Source organism: Streptomyces sp. NPDC096013 (assembly GCF_044763565.1).
In the GTDB taxonomy this organism is placed as follows: domain Bacteria; phylum Actinomycetota; class Actinomycetes; order Streptomycetales; family Streptomycetaceae; genus Streptomyces.
In genome coordinates, this window is the sequence record NZ_JBIWGK010000023.1 from 36,003 (window position 1) to 50,695 (window position 14,693).

The window sequence follows — 14,693 nt, forward strand, 5'->3', positions numbered from 1 at the left end:
CTCGCCCCGGCCTACGCGGACAACACCACCGGCGGCCCCGTCCTGTCCGACGCGGATGGCTGGTACGAACCGGGGCTGGTCTTCGTGACCGCGCACTCGGACCGGCCTCTCACGCACATCACGGCCCACTTCTATCCGCTGGACGCATCTGCGGGCGGACCGGAAGCCGGGGCGGCCGAGGATTTCACCCAGTACACCGGGCAGGACGCGACGTCAGGGGTCTGGCGAGCGCCGATCCATCTGGCCGACCTCGGCGACTACCGGGTCACCGTCGACCTCGAGGACGCCTCCGGCGCCACCGTCACCGGTGCCCTCTCCCCGCACACCCTGCGGTATCAGACCCTGGTCAGGATCCCCGAGCTGACCGCCACCCCCGCCGTGCCGGACTATCTCCACCAGCAGGCTTATGGCTCCGGTCGGGCCGTCGTAGCACTTTCACCACGCCGGGCGTCCTTCGGACAGAAGATCCGCGCCCTGCGTGAAGCAGTCCCTAGCGTCACCGTGACGGCGAGCGGGAGCACGTCATGACACAGCCGACCGTGCCCGCGCAGGGCTCCTGCCCCTCAACCAAGGCCGCTGGACCGACGATGGCGCCGCCGACGCCCGCAGAGATCAAGTACACCGGGCAGTACTCGGTCAACCCCATGGACGGAGTGTCCTTCAGGACGTTGTGCGCCCGGATCCCGTCGGTGGTGAAACGGATTACGGGCATGTCATGGGCCGTGGACCGGGCGGCAGTCGCCCTGCTGCTGGTCTGCCAGGTGACCGTCGGCCTGACGGCAGTCGGCCAGCTGACCGCCGCCTCCAAGGTCATGCGCTCAATCCTCGGAGACGGCACGGTGCAGGAGCGGCTGCACCAGGCCCTGCCGGCACTGGTCTTCGTCGCGGTGATGGCTGCCCTGTCGCGTGCCGCGAGCGCGGTCTCGGCCTACGGTGACCGGCGGATCGGCACCGACGTCGACCTGCCCGACGGACGGCCGTGCCTGCCCCCGCCGACCACTCTTCCCCTCCCCGCCAGACTCCGGGGTCGAGGACAACGACTATGCCACCGGCCGGCGTCCGGCCCGGCAGGTAAACCGTGGCCGGATGCCGCTTGATCAGCGCGCTGCGGGCGAGGTGGTGTCCTAGGGCAGAGGCCACCCGGTCACCCCATATGCATGACCATTCTGGTCCACGCCGGACAGGTCCGCATCGGTCACATCCGTGTCCTGCACGTCCGCGCCGAACACGTACGAGCCCGAGAGGTCTGCGCCTCGCAAGTTCGCGCTGGACAAGTCAGCCCCGGATAGGTCAGCGCCGGACAGAGTGGCGCCGGACAGTTCCGCGCCAGACAGGTTGGCGCCGGACAGTTCCGCGCGGTGCAGGTAGGCGCGGTGCAGGTGTGCGCCGTGCAGGTATGCGCCGTGCAGGTCCACCGGTACACCTTTGGCCAGTGGGGCGGCGAGGATGGTCAAGGCGGCGGCTACATCGTTGGCGGGTTGGTCGGGCCCTGTGACTCCCTTCTTGGCTTCGGGGGTGTGGCTGCGGACGTAGGCCGATAGGACTTGGACGACGGTGGGGGCGTCGCGGGTGGAGTCTTGGGCGATGCGTTGCAGTGCGTACATGCCGCCGATGCGTACTTCTTCTGCGGTGTCGCCGAGGTTGGTGACGGCGGCGGTGTAGCGGTCGGTGACCTGGCCGTCGCGGGTGAGGCGTTGTTCGCCGGCGGCTTGTCGGACGGTGACCAGGGCGGCCCCGGCTGCCGCGAGGGTAGCGAGGCTAACGAGTAGTGCCACCGAGCGTTCCAGCCGGGTCCACCAGTGGCCGCGGTCTGTGTTGTTCGCTGGGGTTGGACCTGTTCCGTTGGGGGCCGCCGGGGTGGCAGAGGGAGGATTTGTCGGCGCAGGACCCGTGGGTGGTGGGGCGGGTGCCGGTGATGGCGGGTGCAGACGCGTCCGGAGCCGTGCGGCGATGCGGCGGAGCCGTGCGACGTGCGCGCCGGGGGTGGGGCTCGGGCTGGTCATGGCGGCACTTCAGCAGGTTCCTGAACTTGATCGGACCAGATCATCCGATATGTGACAGTCCTGAGACACCGCGCGGGACTTCGGGGACGCGCACTCGGTCCCGGCGAACTCCGCGCTGGTCGGCAAATTACACGGGTCCGGGGACTCGTTGTTGTGCCTTGCGAACCGGCGTAGTCAGAAGTGGGGCCGGTCGGTGCCGTCACCCGTACTGTCGTAGGCGTTGACGTAGACGAGGCGGAACGCCGGACCGCAGCGTCCGGGGTCGCCGTAGAGGCCCTCGTCGCCGAGCAGTTGGTGCGCGGCCGCCGAGTAGACGCCCTCCGCGAAGCCGACGACCTTGCCGCTGCTGTCGAGGAACTCGTACCGGATGCGGTCAGAGAGGGTTGAGCGACGGCGTCGGCCGCCTCCCTATAGGAGACGGTTCGAGGGTTGTAGGCGAATCAATGATGGCGTTACTGCACTGGGGCGTACGGATCTGCTCCTTCTCAGGGATGTCAGCAGATGAGACGAACCCGCTGCGGGTCCGATGCGAGGCGTTGGCATCGACGCCAACGGTGACCAGAAACCAGCGGTGATCGTCCGCGGCATCGATCCAACAGTCCATCGTGACTACGGTGCGGTCACGGAGGTGATAGAGAACCTTACAGCTGACGTCGGGCAGCCCAGCGCAGGAGTACAAGGACACTGTTCCAGAGCCGTCGTGAGAGTGGATCACGCTGTCGCCGGAGACGCGGGTCACCCGGCTGCCAGAGTCTTGGAACGTCTCGAACTCGGTAAATGAGAAGAAAGTAGCCGCAATAACGCAGAACAGACTAATTGCCGCACTGAGGGCGATCGGTCGTCTGCCAGTTGAGGTTCGCTGTCCCTCAGGAACAAGATCACCCCTGATAGGGACGAACGCTTCGTCTTCAAGCCCATCGCCCCGGCTAACGGGCTGCCGTCTCGAGCGGGGTTCGTTGAGCCCAGGGGAACGAGCAGAAGCGGCCCCGCCCCGCAAACGGCCAGACGACCGTTCACCCGGGCCCGGGGCAGCGCCTTTTCGCTGGCTGCCCTTGTGAACCTCGCCGATCACGGGCGCAGGAGCTGGTGACGGCTCTTCCTCGCCGGACTCAGCTCTCAGCGGGACGACGTTTCTGTCAGGGCGGGGCGGCCAGTCGGGCCCGGGATCGCCGCCGCATTGGCGGTAAGCGTGGGCCCAGTCCGCTAAGAGCTCTCGCGTGCGTCCTGCGTTGTACTTGAAATCTTTGGCCCACACCTGAACAAGTAGTTCAACCCGCTTCCACTCCGGCCTAGTCACCTCAGCGCCGGGACGTGGCGCTTTCACCACCAAGCCCCAGGTGGAAAAGGCGGGGCCTGCCGAGTTGATCCTCCTCGCACGCTTCTCCAGCTCCCGAAGGCTGAGGTCCTTTTGCTCCTCGGCCACGCGGTAGAAGGCATTGAGGGCGGTGCGGAAGAGATGCCAGGAGGCGTCTTGCGGCTGCTCATCAAGTTGAGCAAGCAGTTCCTCCCACAACTGGGCGTTGCTCATGTGCGGGCTGTCCTCCTGACGTGTAGCTACCCAGGATCCCGGATACCCCCCGACGGCATATCAGTGGACTATGAAACCTTTGGTCGATCTTGTGTTACTTCGTGCGAAGGACAGCCTCTGAGCTGGACAAATACGCCTCACGTAGCGCCGCACGAACCCGCACACGTAGCCGCTTTCCATCGCACAACAGGCCGTATCTGATCAGCCACATAAGCGCTGCACAGCAGCACGCCAGCCCTCTCGGAGGGGCCGGTATCCGAGTACGACCAAGGACGGCAACGATGCCCATCCCGCCCACCCGCACGACGAAGGTGATGGCGCTGATCATCGCCCTGCAGTGCGGTCTCATCGCCGCCCTGATCGCCTTCATGCTCACGCGCCACTTCGACGGGAGCGTGCTCACCGCGCTCACATCCAGTGGCGCCAGCTTCATCGCGGTCGCCGCGCTCGTACGCACCATCGAGAAGGAAGTCGGCTTCCTCTGAGACAGCGTCACGGACGCACAGCACAGCGACGGGCGGCACCCCTCGTATGGGGGTGCCGCCCGTCGGCGTGTACGCAGGGGCTAAGACGGTGTCAGTTTGAGGAGTCGTTTGTAGCAGCAGAGGGCGGCTGCTAGGCCGAGAAAGGCCAGGTAGGACACCGTCTAAACGAACGGCTCGTTGGATCTTCAGGGCTGTGAGGGCGACGGGGAGGGGGCTAGGAACCGAACTGGTGCAGCGCACGTCTCCCGCACCATGATCTCAAGCGAGCGCCAAGAGCACGCGATTTCCACCATGCTGGTCTCGCCGTCCGCGGTGAGTGTGGATCCGTCGAAGGCCAACGATTACAACGGCTTCGCCGAGGCGTACACGGCCGCTAACGAAACCAACCTGGTCAATGCCTACTATGAGCGTCCCGCGATGCTGGCCCTTGCTGGAGACGTGGCCGGCCGGCGGATCCTCGACGCGGGCTGTGGCTCGGGGGCCCTGTTTGCCGCGCTGCGCGACCGTGGCGCCATTGTGAGTGGCTTCGACGCGAGTGCCGGGATGCTGGAGCTGGCCCGGCAGCGGCTCGGCGACGGTGCGGACCTGCAGGTGGCGGACCTGGGCAGCCCGCTTCCTTACGCTGATGACACGTTCGACGATGTAGTCGCGTCCCTGGTGCTGCACTACCTGGAGGACTGGGGGCCGGCGCTGACCGAGCTGCGACGCATACTCAGGCCCGGCGGTCGGCTGATCGCGTCTGTCGACCATCCCTTTGCCGTCAACCTCATACACCGCGAGGCCGGTCGGGAGGCCGAGTGCAACTACTTCGACACCACCAAATGGACCGTAGAGTGGACCGTGGGTGGTCATACCGCTCTGGTGAGTCGCTGGAACAGGCCGCTGCACGCGATGGTCGAGGCTTTCACCGGGGCCGGTTTCCGGATCACGGTCATCAGCGAGCCGGAGCCTGATCCCGCCGCCCGCGAGATGTTCCCCGAGGCCATCGCGGCCGGGCCGCGCTTCCTGTGCTTCCTGTTCTTCGTCCTGCAGGCCGACTAGCAGGGCCCGTGTCAGGTGCTTGCGTGTCACGTCGATTGGTCTGTTGATGCAGTTCAGGGACAAGTCGTTTCGGGCGGCTCCACTCGAAGCGACGACTGGGCCGCAGGCAGCGTCCGCCGTACGAGGTATGAGCAGGGGTGGAGTACCCCGGCTGCGTCTGGCCGTCGTCGCGGTCGATGGGAGCGGGCCACGGTTGTGCCGGGGGTGCGGTGGGCCGTTGATGCCGTCGGCGAAGTCGACGGCAGTGTTCTGTGAGGCGGCCTGCCGTTCGAGGCACTGGCGGCGGATGCGCCGAACGAGGGCTCGGACCGAGGCGGTGAAGGCTGGCGTGACAGCTTCGTGTCCGCAGTGCGGGGTGGCGTGGACAGTCGGGGTCGACCGTCTGGTCTCGGCGGTGTTCTGCTCTCCCGCCTGCCGCAAACGGGCCTGGCATGCGCGGCGCGCGCCCTCCGGCGAGGCGTGAGCCTGCGCGTTCGCCGGATGCGGGGCCGCTTCGGGCGCCGCCGGGCCGCCTGTCACGCGCTGGTGACGGGCACGTTCCGCAGCAGTGCGGAGGTCATTGCCAGGAGGGTCTCAGCCTCGGTCCGGTCGTACTTGAAGGGCTTGGTGACCACGTCGTTGTGCAGGGCGCCGCAGGTCTGGCTGTACAGGGCGTCCTGGATCCGCCACCACCGCTCGGTCTGGGTGCACTGGCTGGCGAGCTTCTTCGCCCCCGGGACTTCCCAGTTCACGTGCTCCTGGATCCACTCCAGCGCCCGCCTGACCTCCAGGATCGATGCCCGGACCTCGCCCGCGGTCAGTAGCCGCTGCGCCTCGCGCAGGGTCCGGCCGACTTCGTCCCGCTCCGGGTCGCCGAGCGGGTACGGCACGGCCATCTCGAACGCCGCGGACGGCCCCAGCTGCGCGAGCTGCTGCTCCCACCGGCTCTTGGCGATGGTGATGTACGCCGTGTCCTGCGTGCTCCCCGGGTAGCCGGGCGCCTGCGGCAGGGTCGCGTTGAGGTCGATCTCGAACCGCACGTCGCCGGTTCGGCCCTCCTCGATCGCGTGGACCTGCAGCGACGTCAGAGGGAAGGACAGATTCACACGGTGGACAGTGACCTTCGGGGTGTACGCCAGGTTCGCCGTGGTCCGGGCGAGCCGGGAGCGCTGCCCCGTCGCCTCGAAACCGAACAGGTCCGCTTCCAGGGCGAGGATCTTCCCGGCCTCGGAGAAGGGCGACACCCCGACTGCGACCTGGACGGACAGCTCATGGGCTCCCAGTGCGCGCTTGAGCCACGTCTGGTCGCTGCTGACCGTCGCGGTGAACCGGATGTCGTCGTCGAAGCGAAGTTCCTGCATAGCTCCCCCAGAGGGCATGTCGATCACCCGATTCTGCCGGTTGAACCGTCGGGTCACCGCCGAATTCCTTTCGGCCGCGAGCTCCAGCTCCCATACCCAACGGGACCGGCTCCAGATGCACAGGCCGCAGTGCCAGCCGGCGCGCCTGCCCGGGGCGACACCCCGGAACCGCGCGGATGGAGGGGACTGAGGGGTGCGGGTTCGGCACGGTGTTCGTCAACTTGTGCACCAAGCCGGAGCTCGAAATCGGCTACTTAGGCGGAACAATCACCAAACGCTCCACCCACGGTGCGCCGTCCTGGCATCATCGACCTGCCCCTGAGCAAGCCACACGAACTGAGGTATGCACCACCATGGCGTGGGACTATGCGGAATTGACCAAGGAAGCAGCCAAGCGCGGCGGCCCCGCCGCGCTGCGGTATTTCTATCTCGGCCAAGGCGTCATCATCGGCGGAGCCCTCACCAGCAGCGCCATCGCCGGGACCGTGGCCTACGACAAGTGGAGCAAGCGTCGTGCCGCCGCCGAGACCGCGACGGAGGCGGCCGCCTCGGAACGTCCGCTGACGCCCAGGCCCGCTCAGTAGGGTCAGGAGTGCCGCGGCCCGGCTGCTGCGGCACTCCCCGCTTGAGGAGGCCCGCGCCCTCTCCCCGTCCTTAGCGCCCAAGCGGCCGGCATCGCCACAGCCAGCGGGTATCAAGGGTTGTTGGTCGGTTCGCCAGGTCAAGAGGGTTCGACGTCGTCGACGCACTGGCGCAGCCGCGGCCCGCTGATGTTGCCGGGGAGGAGTTCGCCGGCTTCGGGGTCGACGGAGATGACGACCAAGGCGCTGTCCAGCGCGTGGAGCTCGGCTTCGCTGGTAATGGCGTCCAGCTGCTTGGCGGCGGAGTCGGAGAACGCGATCCGGGCGCGGCGCGGGCCGTGCGGTACGGCCATCAGGCGACGGCCGGGCGCTGGGAGGCGAGCCGGGCAAGGTGGGCCTCGCGCAGTTCCTCCCACGGCGTGCAGTCCTCCACCGAGGGCAGCCCGTTGGTGGCGATGTCCTCCAGGACGGCGGCGAGCTGGTCGGCGCTCTCGCGGGTCTTGGCCGCGTACGCGCGCAACCCGTCGGCGGCGGGCTCCAGCTGCTCCCGGGCGTGGTCGGCGGGGGCCGGCTGTTCGCTCATCGAGGCCTCCAGGGCGCGAACGGGCGTGTGCCACCACGGTATCGGCCGCACGGCGACCGTGAGGACGACTGCGCACCACCAGCGCGGAACCGCTGGCCCGCGAGCCAGACGCCGTTGGTATGCCACGCCGTGTCACAGTCCGGAACCGATGGCGGCCTTCCTCGGCGCCACGGATCGGGCGCCATCGGATAACAGGAGGCGACACCCTCGCACTTTCGGCCGATACTTTTTGCATAGCGCAGACCTTGCAGAGGGTGGATCGTCAGGAGGGCTTTATGCCTACCAACCTGCGAGAGTTCGAGGAAGACACGGCGTTTGAGAGGTGGGCGGCCGGTCGACTCCTCGAGCGGGTCCTGGCCCGGCTTGACGGACTCGTTCGGGTCAGCCACCGCTGACCGCTCCCGTGTGGAAGATGGGCCAGCCGATCTCGGTGCGCCACTGGCTCTCGTCGGCCGCCTCATGGCGGCCGATCAGGTAGTACTCCCGGATCGGGCCGTCGACCGCCAGCGCGTGCTGGGCCACGTAGGCGGCCAGCTCGCCGTAGGCCCGGTCGATGCCCTGGTGTGTTCCGGCGTGGGTGATCGTGGCCAGCTCGACCGCGGGCACCGTTGACGTGTCGATCCGGCCCACCGGCCGGAGCGCGCCCCGGCAGGGGACGAACACGGTGGCCCGGCCGTATTCCTCGGCGAACAACTCGTCGGCGAAGATGCCCCCGGCCGGTCCGGTCGGCGTCAGGCCCTGGGCGTCAAGGGTGGCGTAGAGCTCGCCGAGGGCGCCCCGGTGCCAGGCCTGCGCGTCAGCCCGTTCGATCACCGCCGAGATCGCGGCCGCTGGCGTTGCCTCCACCGTCCGCTGCCCGATCGTGACCGGCGGCGCCGGTTCGAGCAGATTGCGCAGCGACGAAACAGCCAGCTGGGTGTGCGTCAGCTCCCGCTGCAGCTCGGCCAGGTGAGCGGCGATCAGGCTGTTGCGGGCCTGCGGGTCGGGCGCTGCCAGCACCGCCCGGATGCGGTCCAGCGGCATGTCGAGATCACGGAAGCGCCGGATGACCTGGGCGACCGGGATCTGTTCCGGGGTGTAGCGACGGTAGCCGGTGAACGGATCGACCGCGGCCGGCTCGAGCAACCCGATCTGGTGGTAATGGCGCAGCATCTTGGCGCTGATGTGCGTCGCCCGCGCGAACTGCCCGATCGCGAACGTGCTGCTGTCAGCGCTGGTGTCCATGACACCCAGTGTGAACCTTCCTACCGTGGCAAGGTCACGCGCTGCTCGGCGGTTGAGTCTGCCCTCAGGGCAACTACGACGCTGGGGACGATGAATCGGACCGTCACCCAGGAGCGCATCACCATGAAACCCACCGAGCTCAGCGGCGTATTCGCCGACTACCTGCACGCCATCAACGCCGGCGACCTCGACGCCGCCGCGGCGTGCTTCGCCGATGACGGCTACGTCAACGACGCCCGCCGGGAGTTCGTCGGCACTGCCGCCGTGCGGCGCTGGATTGCCAAGGAGATGGTCGGCGACCACGTGCAGATCGATGTCCGGGAGGTCCTCGAGCACCATGGGGACTTCATTGTCCGCGGCGCCTACGACGGGACGTTCGACAAGACGGACCTCCCCGCCGAACTCATCCTCACCAGCTATGCCAGCGTCCGGGATGAGAAGATCGTCAGCCTGGTGATCGTCTTCACCCGGCCGGCCGACTACTGAAGGACGGCTGCGGACGCGGGAGCGGGCAGGCTCGAATCGTTCAGGTGCACGACGCGGGACTGTGGTGTCGCCGGCCCGGTAGCGGCTACTGGTCCGCGAGGGCGGAGCGGACGGCAGCGATGAACTCGTCGCTGATCGGGTCACCCTCAGTGGCTCGCGACAGTGCGAGCGCGCCCATGAGCATCGACAGCCGGGCAAGCGAACGTGCCCGATGGTCCGGTGTCCCGTCGTCGTCGAGCGCCGCGACGCCATCCGCGAAGGCGCGCACACCGGCAATGAATGATGCACGGGCCTGGCTGTCGGCGTCGGTGCGGGCGATGTCGCCGCTGAGGGAAGCCAGCGGGCAGCCGTTGGCGACGTCGGAGCGGTGCGGGTCGGACAGATAGAAGTCGGTGAACGCTTGCTCAGGATCCTCGGCGGTGCGGGCGAACTCGTGCAGCCCTTGGACCTGCTCCGCGAAGGCGTGCGTGCAGGCCGTCGCGGCCAGCTCCTCCTTGGAGGAGAAGTGGCGGTAGAAGCCGCCGTGGGTGCACGGCTACGCGGAACCGGCCATCGCTACGGATTCCCCGCTACTTCGGCGTGAGCCGCTCGGGAAAGCGCTGACCAGCGGACCCTGCGGCACAATCCCAGGATGATCAGCAACCGGATCACCTATCGCACGGCGGACGGCGTCCGTATACCCGGCACCTGGCGGCACGTCTTCATCCGCAACGGCGGGCACTATTTCCTCACCGACCTCTTCATCTACGCCGACGGGCTCATCGACTGCTGGGGCCTGGTCACCGTCGTGGAGTTCGAGGAGAAGCTGCGCACCGGCTGGGTGGCGACCAGTTTCCCGGAAGGCAGCGAGGCCTCCGCCCACGAGCTGGCGGAGTGGAAGTTCGGCGAACCGAAGAGCTGGCTCACGCCCGAGCTGCTGGTCGCTGAGGTCAGCGACACCATCGACCAGCTGAACGGGCGACCCGACTTAACCGGCCGCTGTCTGGCCGCCGTCGACATCTTCCTCGCCGACCGGACCGAAGAGAACCGGGCCGCGGCCCGCACCGCATTCCTGAACATCCCGAAATCACAGCGCCGCTACGCGCTGGGCGACATGGACCGCAAAGACCAGCCACTACGGGTCCTGGTAGCAGGGCCCGGCGCCCAGACCTACCTGCCCTTCGACGGAACGGTCACACAGAAGGACTACGACAACGCCCTCGTGTACTTCGAGGAGCGGGCCCGCCGGACGGCCGAGATAGCCACCCGCGTCCCCGCGGAGGGACCGGTGACATCGCACACCCCCGCCGTCCAGCTCTACCACTCGTTCCCTACACGGCCGGTCGACGATCCCGGCATGCTCGGCCTGCGACACGACTATCCCGCGCCGATCACGGTCGATGGATCCAACTACCCCTCCGTCGCCCACGCCTACTGGGCCCTGTCGGTCACAGATCCGCAGACCCGGCTCGCGATCGCGACAGCAGAGACCGCCGCCACAGCACGCACGCTCGCGACCAAGACACCTCGCCGCGAGGGATGGGAACATGCGCGAACCGCTGTCTTGACCCGCCTGCTGAACGCCAAGTACCACCAGCACCCCGAACTGGCCGAGACCCTGTTGGCGACGGACGACGCCACCGTGATCTACGACGACATGAACTCGACCTTCTGGGGCGACAACGCCGGCCGAGGCCGCAACTGGTCCGGACGCATCCTCGAACTCGTCCGCTCCGAACTGCAAGCACAACGAGCAGGGATTCTCGGGGTGTGAGGCCGCCGGGTATGCGACCAAAGCGGTCTCTCTTCCCGGGCATCGCCGCTTGGCTCAGGCGTTCAAGCGGTGTTCGTCGTAGTTCCGAGTCTGTCGGGGAAGGTGACGTACTCCGCAGGCGATCTGCGACGGCGTGGGACCGGTGGCCGCGACCAGTTGCCTGGTCTGCAGGCTGGTGGGTCGGATTCCGTCAGAGCTCAGTCAGCAGCGGACGGAACCTCACCCGCGCCTCGTAGGACATCCGCGCAGTTGACCGGGGGCAGCAGGTTGTCGCCGGGCCACAGGGGGGATCCGGCTTCCGCCCAGGCCAGTTGTCGGCCGACCTGGGCGAGGACCTCGGCCCGGTCGGTGGGCCCGTACACCGGGCCAACGGCTGCTCGGACCTCGGTGTGCGGGCCGGCGCACAGCAGTGCACGGGAGAGTTCCGGCAGGCCCAGGCTGAGGGCGTCGCAGTGCCGGTCACGCACGAGGTGCAGAAGGCTCTCGGTGACGGCCTCCCAGTCTCCGACCTCCTTCCAGCGTGCGCCGCCGTCCAGTTCGTGGGTGAGCGTGGACAGCGGCACAATCTCGCCCGGCTGACGGACCTGGGTGAGGAGGGCGTGGATGCGGGCGCCGTCGGGCTGCGGTACGCGGGGGTGCAGCAGGGAGGCGGCCGACACCACAGTGGTGTTGATCTCCCGGGCGGGGGCCGGGTAGTAGGGCTCGTGCGCGAACAACAGGTAGACGGTGCGGACGGGGTGGCGGGGATCGGGTTGAGGCATGAGGGAGGGGCCCTTCTGCGGCGGTGAGGGCGGTGCGTGACGAGGTAGCGGACGGGCCGTCGTCCGGACGCCGGGCGCGTATGGGGCCGCGACCGGCACGGGGGCGGTTGCTTGGTTCCCGCCCGGGATGTTGTTGCCTGGGGTGGGCGTGAGGATCCGGGCGACCTGGTGGGCGAGTTGGAGCATCAGTTGCTCGCGGGCGATGAGGTCGGCGGAGGCCGTGCGGGTGTCCTGGTTCTGGAGCAGGCCGGCGGCGTCCCACAGCAGTTGCTGGCCGACCTCGGCCGAGCGGCGCACCTCGATGCGGTCGCTGCCGGAGGCGGCCTGGAGGAGACCGGTCTGCAGGACGGCAAGGCGCTGCACATACCCGGTGGCAGCCGTGCCTTGGACGATCCGGACACGCCGTCGGGCGCGCATGTCGATCCGGTCGGGCAGATGGTCGGCGAGCAGCGGGGCCGCCAGCAGCGCTACCGGCGCGGCGATGCCGAGGGGTACTCCGCGGGCGATCGCGTCGACGGCGGCAAGGCATCCGGTGACGGCGACCACGACCGCGGAGTAGCGCAGCGACCCTCGACTGGTGGCGTGCAGGGCCATGCGGCCGGCCGGGCGCCGCGTGAGCCAGCGGGCCGCCAGTCGGTCCGCCCATGTCGCGGAGGGCGGGAGGACACCGATCTGGTGGGGCTGTTCGGGCGTGCTGCCGTCGGCGGGAACCGTCCAGGCCAGCCAGCCCCAGCCGGTGCGCTCGTGCACCAGGTAGGGCTCCTCGGCCGCGCGGGAGGATCCGGTGCCGTCCGCGATCCGTGCTTCCTGCAGGGCGCAGGACCGTTCCGCGTCCCAGCGGCCCGGGTTGTCGGCGAAGGGCCGCAGGCGTGCTGGGGGCGGTGTGCGCAGCGGGTCCGTCATGAGGTGTTTCCTTCCAGTCGGTTGGTTACGGCGGAGGCGCACGTGGTGCATCGGCCGTCGCCGTCGGGGTGGGCGCGCCGTGGGGTGGGACCCGGGCAGGTGCGGCAGGGCGGCCAGCCGAGGCAGGCCGGGCAGAGGTCCTCGCCGGGAGCTGTTGCGGGTACGCCGCAGCCGGCGCATTCGACGAGGGCGCGGTATGTCAGGGCCTCGGGCACGGCGCGGGCGGCGGATGCCGTCGACGACCCTCCGGTGTCGTGGTCCGCGGTGGTGGGCGGCGGGTAGGCCTGGGCGGCGCGGAGCCGTGCGGCGATGATCGCGCCGACGGAGGTGCGCACCGGGTTCGGCAGGGGCCGGCCGGTGATGACGTGGCGCAGTTGCTCGCGGCTCCAGCCGATGTCCATCATCACGGTCGCCACGCGGCCCTGATCGGTCAGCGCCTTCCCGGTCAGCAGCAGTTCGGGATGGTGAGCTCCGATCTCCAGCAGCAGACGGATCCCGGGATGCATGTCGTCTGCCGGAGGCGGCGGCGCCGGTGCCGCGGGCGCCTTCGGCATGCCGGTCCGTCCGCACGCCGCGGCGGCGGCGTGGTTGCACGGACGGAGGGGGCTGGTGTCCTGGTTGTTGGTCTTCTTACTGATGGTGTTCTTAGTGGGCCGGTCAGCCAACGTAGGGTTATCCACTGGTGGGAAACCCGACTCTGGTTGCGACCTCGGGTTTTGCTGGCTCGGGAGATCGGTGATGAAGTACGCGGCCGCGCCGAGCGTTCCGTCGCTCTCCCGCTCGCGTTCCCGTATGAGAAAGCCCTGCCGTTCCAGTTCCTTCAGTCCGCTCTTCACGGCTGCCTCGCCGTCGCGGCCGCGGCGGGCGAGGTCGGCGACGGTCATCCGCCAGCCGTCCCGGTGGGTGGAGAGCAGTCCGAACAGGCCCTTGGCCTTGAAGGACAACTGGGTGTCGCGGAACAGCGTGTTGGCGATCTGGGTGAACTGGTCACCCGCCATCACCCCGCGGCGGATCCCCGCTGGAGAGGTACTGCCATGTTCGGTGCTGGGGAGCGTGCTCGCTGCGTCGGCCTCGAACAGCGCGGTGTCGGGGGTGGCGGGGCGGTCGGTGATGCAGTAGACGATCTCGCCGAGGGTGCCGTCCGGGCGGCGCAGTCGTTCTCGGAGCAGGTAGCCGTGCCTCTCCAGTTCGCCCAGGGCGGCGCGTACCGCCTCCCGGCCGTCGGGGCCCAGGCGGATCAGGTCGGCGATCGTCACCTGCCAGCCGTCCCGGTGCGTGCTGACGTACCCAAAGGCGCCCTTCGCCTTGTACGACAGGCGGGCGTCGCGGAACAGGCCGTTGGCGATCTGGGTGAACTGATCGGCCGCCATCGCCCCGCGGCGGATCCCCGCCCCGAAACGGCTCACCACGCCACCCCGGCGCAGGCCGCGTGCGACGGCCACGGCAGCGCATCCGGGCCCACCAGGGTGAGGTGGCCGGTGGGCCCGGACCTGGGCACGTGCATGTGTTCCATGCCGTCAGCTCATCCGCCGGCCCCGACCAGAGCGGCGGCCATGAACCCCGACCACCGGTCACGATCCGGCAACACAGCCCCTCAACTGCCGTGGTCGGGCCCATGGTCGGGCCGACCACGCCGGCTTCACCACCGGCACGCAGCGTTGCGCATCCCACTGCGCAGCCCCGGACGTGCGGTGCGCGGCCAAGCTGCGCAATCAGCCGGAGCTCGTGCGCAGTCGCCGTGTGCGGGGCGGCTGCGCAACCGGCGCGAGAGCTCCTGATCTTCTGCCGCGCAGGGACGGGTCGCGCACTGCGCAGGCGTCTCACAAGATCCGGATGACATCCATCTGCACATGGGCGTGCGGGTCCGTTGCCTACGGGGCCCCTGGGTGACCAGCTCCAGCCGGGAATCGTGGGCGGATGCGATGCCCCTTCCTGGGCATCGCGTGGTCGGGCCTGTGGTCGGGCCGACCATGACCCCGACCATGGGCTTCGTGTCTCCATCGTG

At 68.8% G+C, this 14,693-nt stretch carries 15 protein-coding genes and 1 pseudogene; 7 read left to right on the plus strand and 9 right to left on the minus strand.

Annotation, left to right across the window (positions count from 1 at the left end):
• The first annotated feature begins 84 nt into the window (after positions 1–84).
• Both ACIRB1_RS42750 and ACIRB1_RS42755 read left to right on the plus strand, forming a co-directional pair.
• Entirely contained in the window at positions 85–528 is a 444-nt protein-coding gene (locus ACIRB1_RS42750; protein ID WP_403469384.1) for a hypothetical protein, read from the plus strand.
• Positions 525–1,097: a hypothetical protein gene (locus ACIRB1_RS42755; protein WP_403469385.1), complete on the plus strand. Its 573-nt coding sequence runs from the start codon at positions 525–527 to the stop codon at positions 1,095–1,097. The genes ACIRB1_RS42750 and ACIRB1_RS42755 overlap by 4 nt, the downstream gene beginning before the upstream one ends.
• 27 nt (positions 1,098–1,124) lie before the next feature.
• Here the strand turns inward: ACIRB1_RS42755 and ACIRB1_RS42760 are convergent, their stop codons facing one another.
• Together ACIRB1_RS42760 and ACIRB1_RS42765 are read right to left on the minus strand one after the other, a co-directional pair.
• A complete protein-coding gene (locus tag ACIRB1_RS42760; protein ID WP_403469386.1) occupies positions 1,125–1,775 on the minus strand; it encodes a pentapeptide repeat-containing protein in 651 nt (216 codons plus the stop codon).
• A 601-nt stretch (positions 1,776–2,376) separates the two neighbouring features.
• Positions 2,377–3,531, minus strand: coding sequence for a hypothetical protein (locus ACIRB1_RS42765; RefSeq protein ID WP_403469387.1), 1,155 nt, complete (start codon positions 3,529–3,531; stop codon positions 2,377–2,379).
• A 281-nt stretch (positions 3,532–3,812) separates the two neighbouring features.
• On the opposite strand from ACIRB1_RS42765, the gene ACIRB1_RS42770 reads away from it, so the two are divergent.
• On the plus strand, positions 3,813–4,016 hold the full coding sequence (locus tag ACIRB1_RS42770) for a hypothetical protein (protein WP_403469388.1): 204 nt from the start codon (positions 3,813–3,815) through the stop codon (positions 4,014–4,016).
• A gap of 252 nt (positions 4,017–4,268) precedes the next feature.
• Complete coding sequence (locus ACIRB1_RS42775; protein ID WP_403469389.1) at positions 4,269–5,057, plus strand: class I SAM-dependent methyltransferase; 789 nt, start codon at positions 4,269–4,271, stop codon at positions 5,055–5,057.
• Positions 5,058–5,572: 515 nt separating this feature from the next.
• On the opposite strand, the gene ACIRB1_RS42780 is transcribed toward ACIRB1_RS42775, so the two are convergent.
• On the minus strand, positions 5,573–6,397 hold the full coding sequence (locus tag ACIRB1_RS42780) for a hypothetical protein (RefSeq protein ID WP_403469390.1): 825 nt from the start codon (positions 6,395–6,397) through the stop codon (positions 5,573–5,575).
• A gap of 374 nt (positions 6,398–6,771) precedes the next feature.
• Between ACIRB1_RS42780 and ACIRB1_RS42785 the strand changes: the two genes are divergently transcribed.
• On the plus strand, positions 6,772–6,981 hold the full coding sequence (locus ACIRB1_RS42785; RefSeq protein ID WP_403469391.1) for a hypothetical protein: 210 nt from the start codon (positions 6,772–6,774) through the stop codon (positions 6,979–6,981).
• 146 nt (positions 6,982–7,127) lie between these two features.
• On the opposite strand, the pseudogene ACIRB1_RS42790 reads toward ACIRB1_RS42785, so the two are convergent.
• The 3 genes and pseudogenes from ACIRB1_RS42790 to ACIRB1_RS42800 all read right to left on the minus strand — a co-directional run.
• Positions 7,128–7,331, minus strand: a pseudogene (locus tag ACIRB1_RS42790) (hypothetical protein); the annotation flags it as partial.
• Entirely contained in the window at positions 7,331–7,561 is a 231-nt protein-coding gene (locus tag ACIRB1_RS42795; protein ID WP_403469392.1) for a hypothetical protein, read from the minus strand. The pseudogene ACIRB1_RS42790 and the gene ACIRB1_RS42795, both read right to left, overlap by 1 nt.
• A gap of 381 nt (positions 7,562–7,942) precedes the next feature.
• Positions 7,943–8,785 carry a MerR family transcriptional regulator gene (locus ACIRB1_RS42800; protein WP_403469393.1) on the minus strand — a complete coding sequence of 281 codons (843 nt, stop codon included), beginning with the start codon at positions 8,783–8,785 and terminating at the stop codon, positions 7,943–7,945.
• 90 nt (positions 8,786–8,875) lie between these two features.
• Here ACIRB1_RS42800 and ACIRB1_RS42805 point away from each other — a divergent pair, with 90 nt between their 5' ends.
• A complete protein-coding gene (locus tag ACIRB1_RS42805) occupies positions 8,876–9,271 on the plus strand; it encodes a nuclear transport factor 2 family protein (RefSeq protein WP_403469394.1) in 396 nt (131 codons plus the stop codon).
• Positions 9,272–9,356: 85 nt separating this feature from the next.
• Here ACIRB1_RS42805 and ACIRB1_RS42810 read toward each other — a convergent pair whose 3' ends face one another.
• Positions 9,357–9,539 carry a hypothetical protein gene (locus tag ACIRB1_RS42810; RefSeq protein ID WP_403469395.1) on the minus strand — a complete coding sequence of 61 codons (183 nt, stop codon included), beginning with the start codon at positions 9,537–9,539 and terminating at the stop codon, positions 9,357–9,359.
• A 363-nt stretch (positions 9,540–9,902) separates the two neighbouring features.
• Here ACIRB1_RS42810 and ACIRB1_RS42815 point away from each other — a divergent pair, with 363 nt between their 5' ends.
• Positions 9,903–11,024 carry an NADAR domain-containing protein gene (locus ACIRB1_RS42815; RefSeq protein ID WP_403469396.1) on the plus strand — a complete coding sequence of 374 codons (1,122 nt, stop codon included), beginning with the start codon at positions 9,903–9,905 and terminating at the stop codon, positions 11,022–11,024.
• A 197-nt stretch (positions 11,025–11,221) separates the two neighbouring features.
• Here ACIRB1_RS42815 and ACIRB1_RS42820 read toward each other — a convergent pair whose 3' ends face one another.
• Positions 11,222–12,688: a hypothetical protein gene (locus ACIRB1_RS42820; protein WP_403469397.1), complete on the minus strand. Its 1,467-nt coding sequence runs from the start codon at positions 12,686–12,688 to the stop codon at positions 11,222–11,224.
• A complete protein-coding gene (locus ACIRB1_RS42825) occupies positions 12,685–14,094 on the minus strand; it encodes a hypothetical protein (RefSeq protein WP_403469465.1) in 1,410 nt (469 codons plus the stop codon). Before ACIRB1_RS42825 ends, ACIRB1_RS42820 begins: the two co-directional genes overlap by 4 nt.
• Positions 14,095–14,693: the final 599 nt, after the last annotated feature.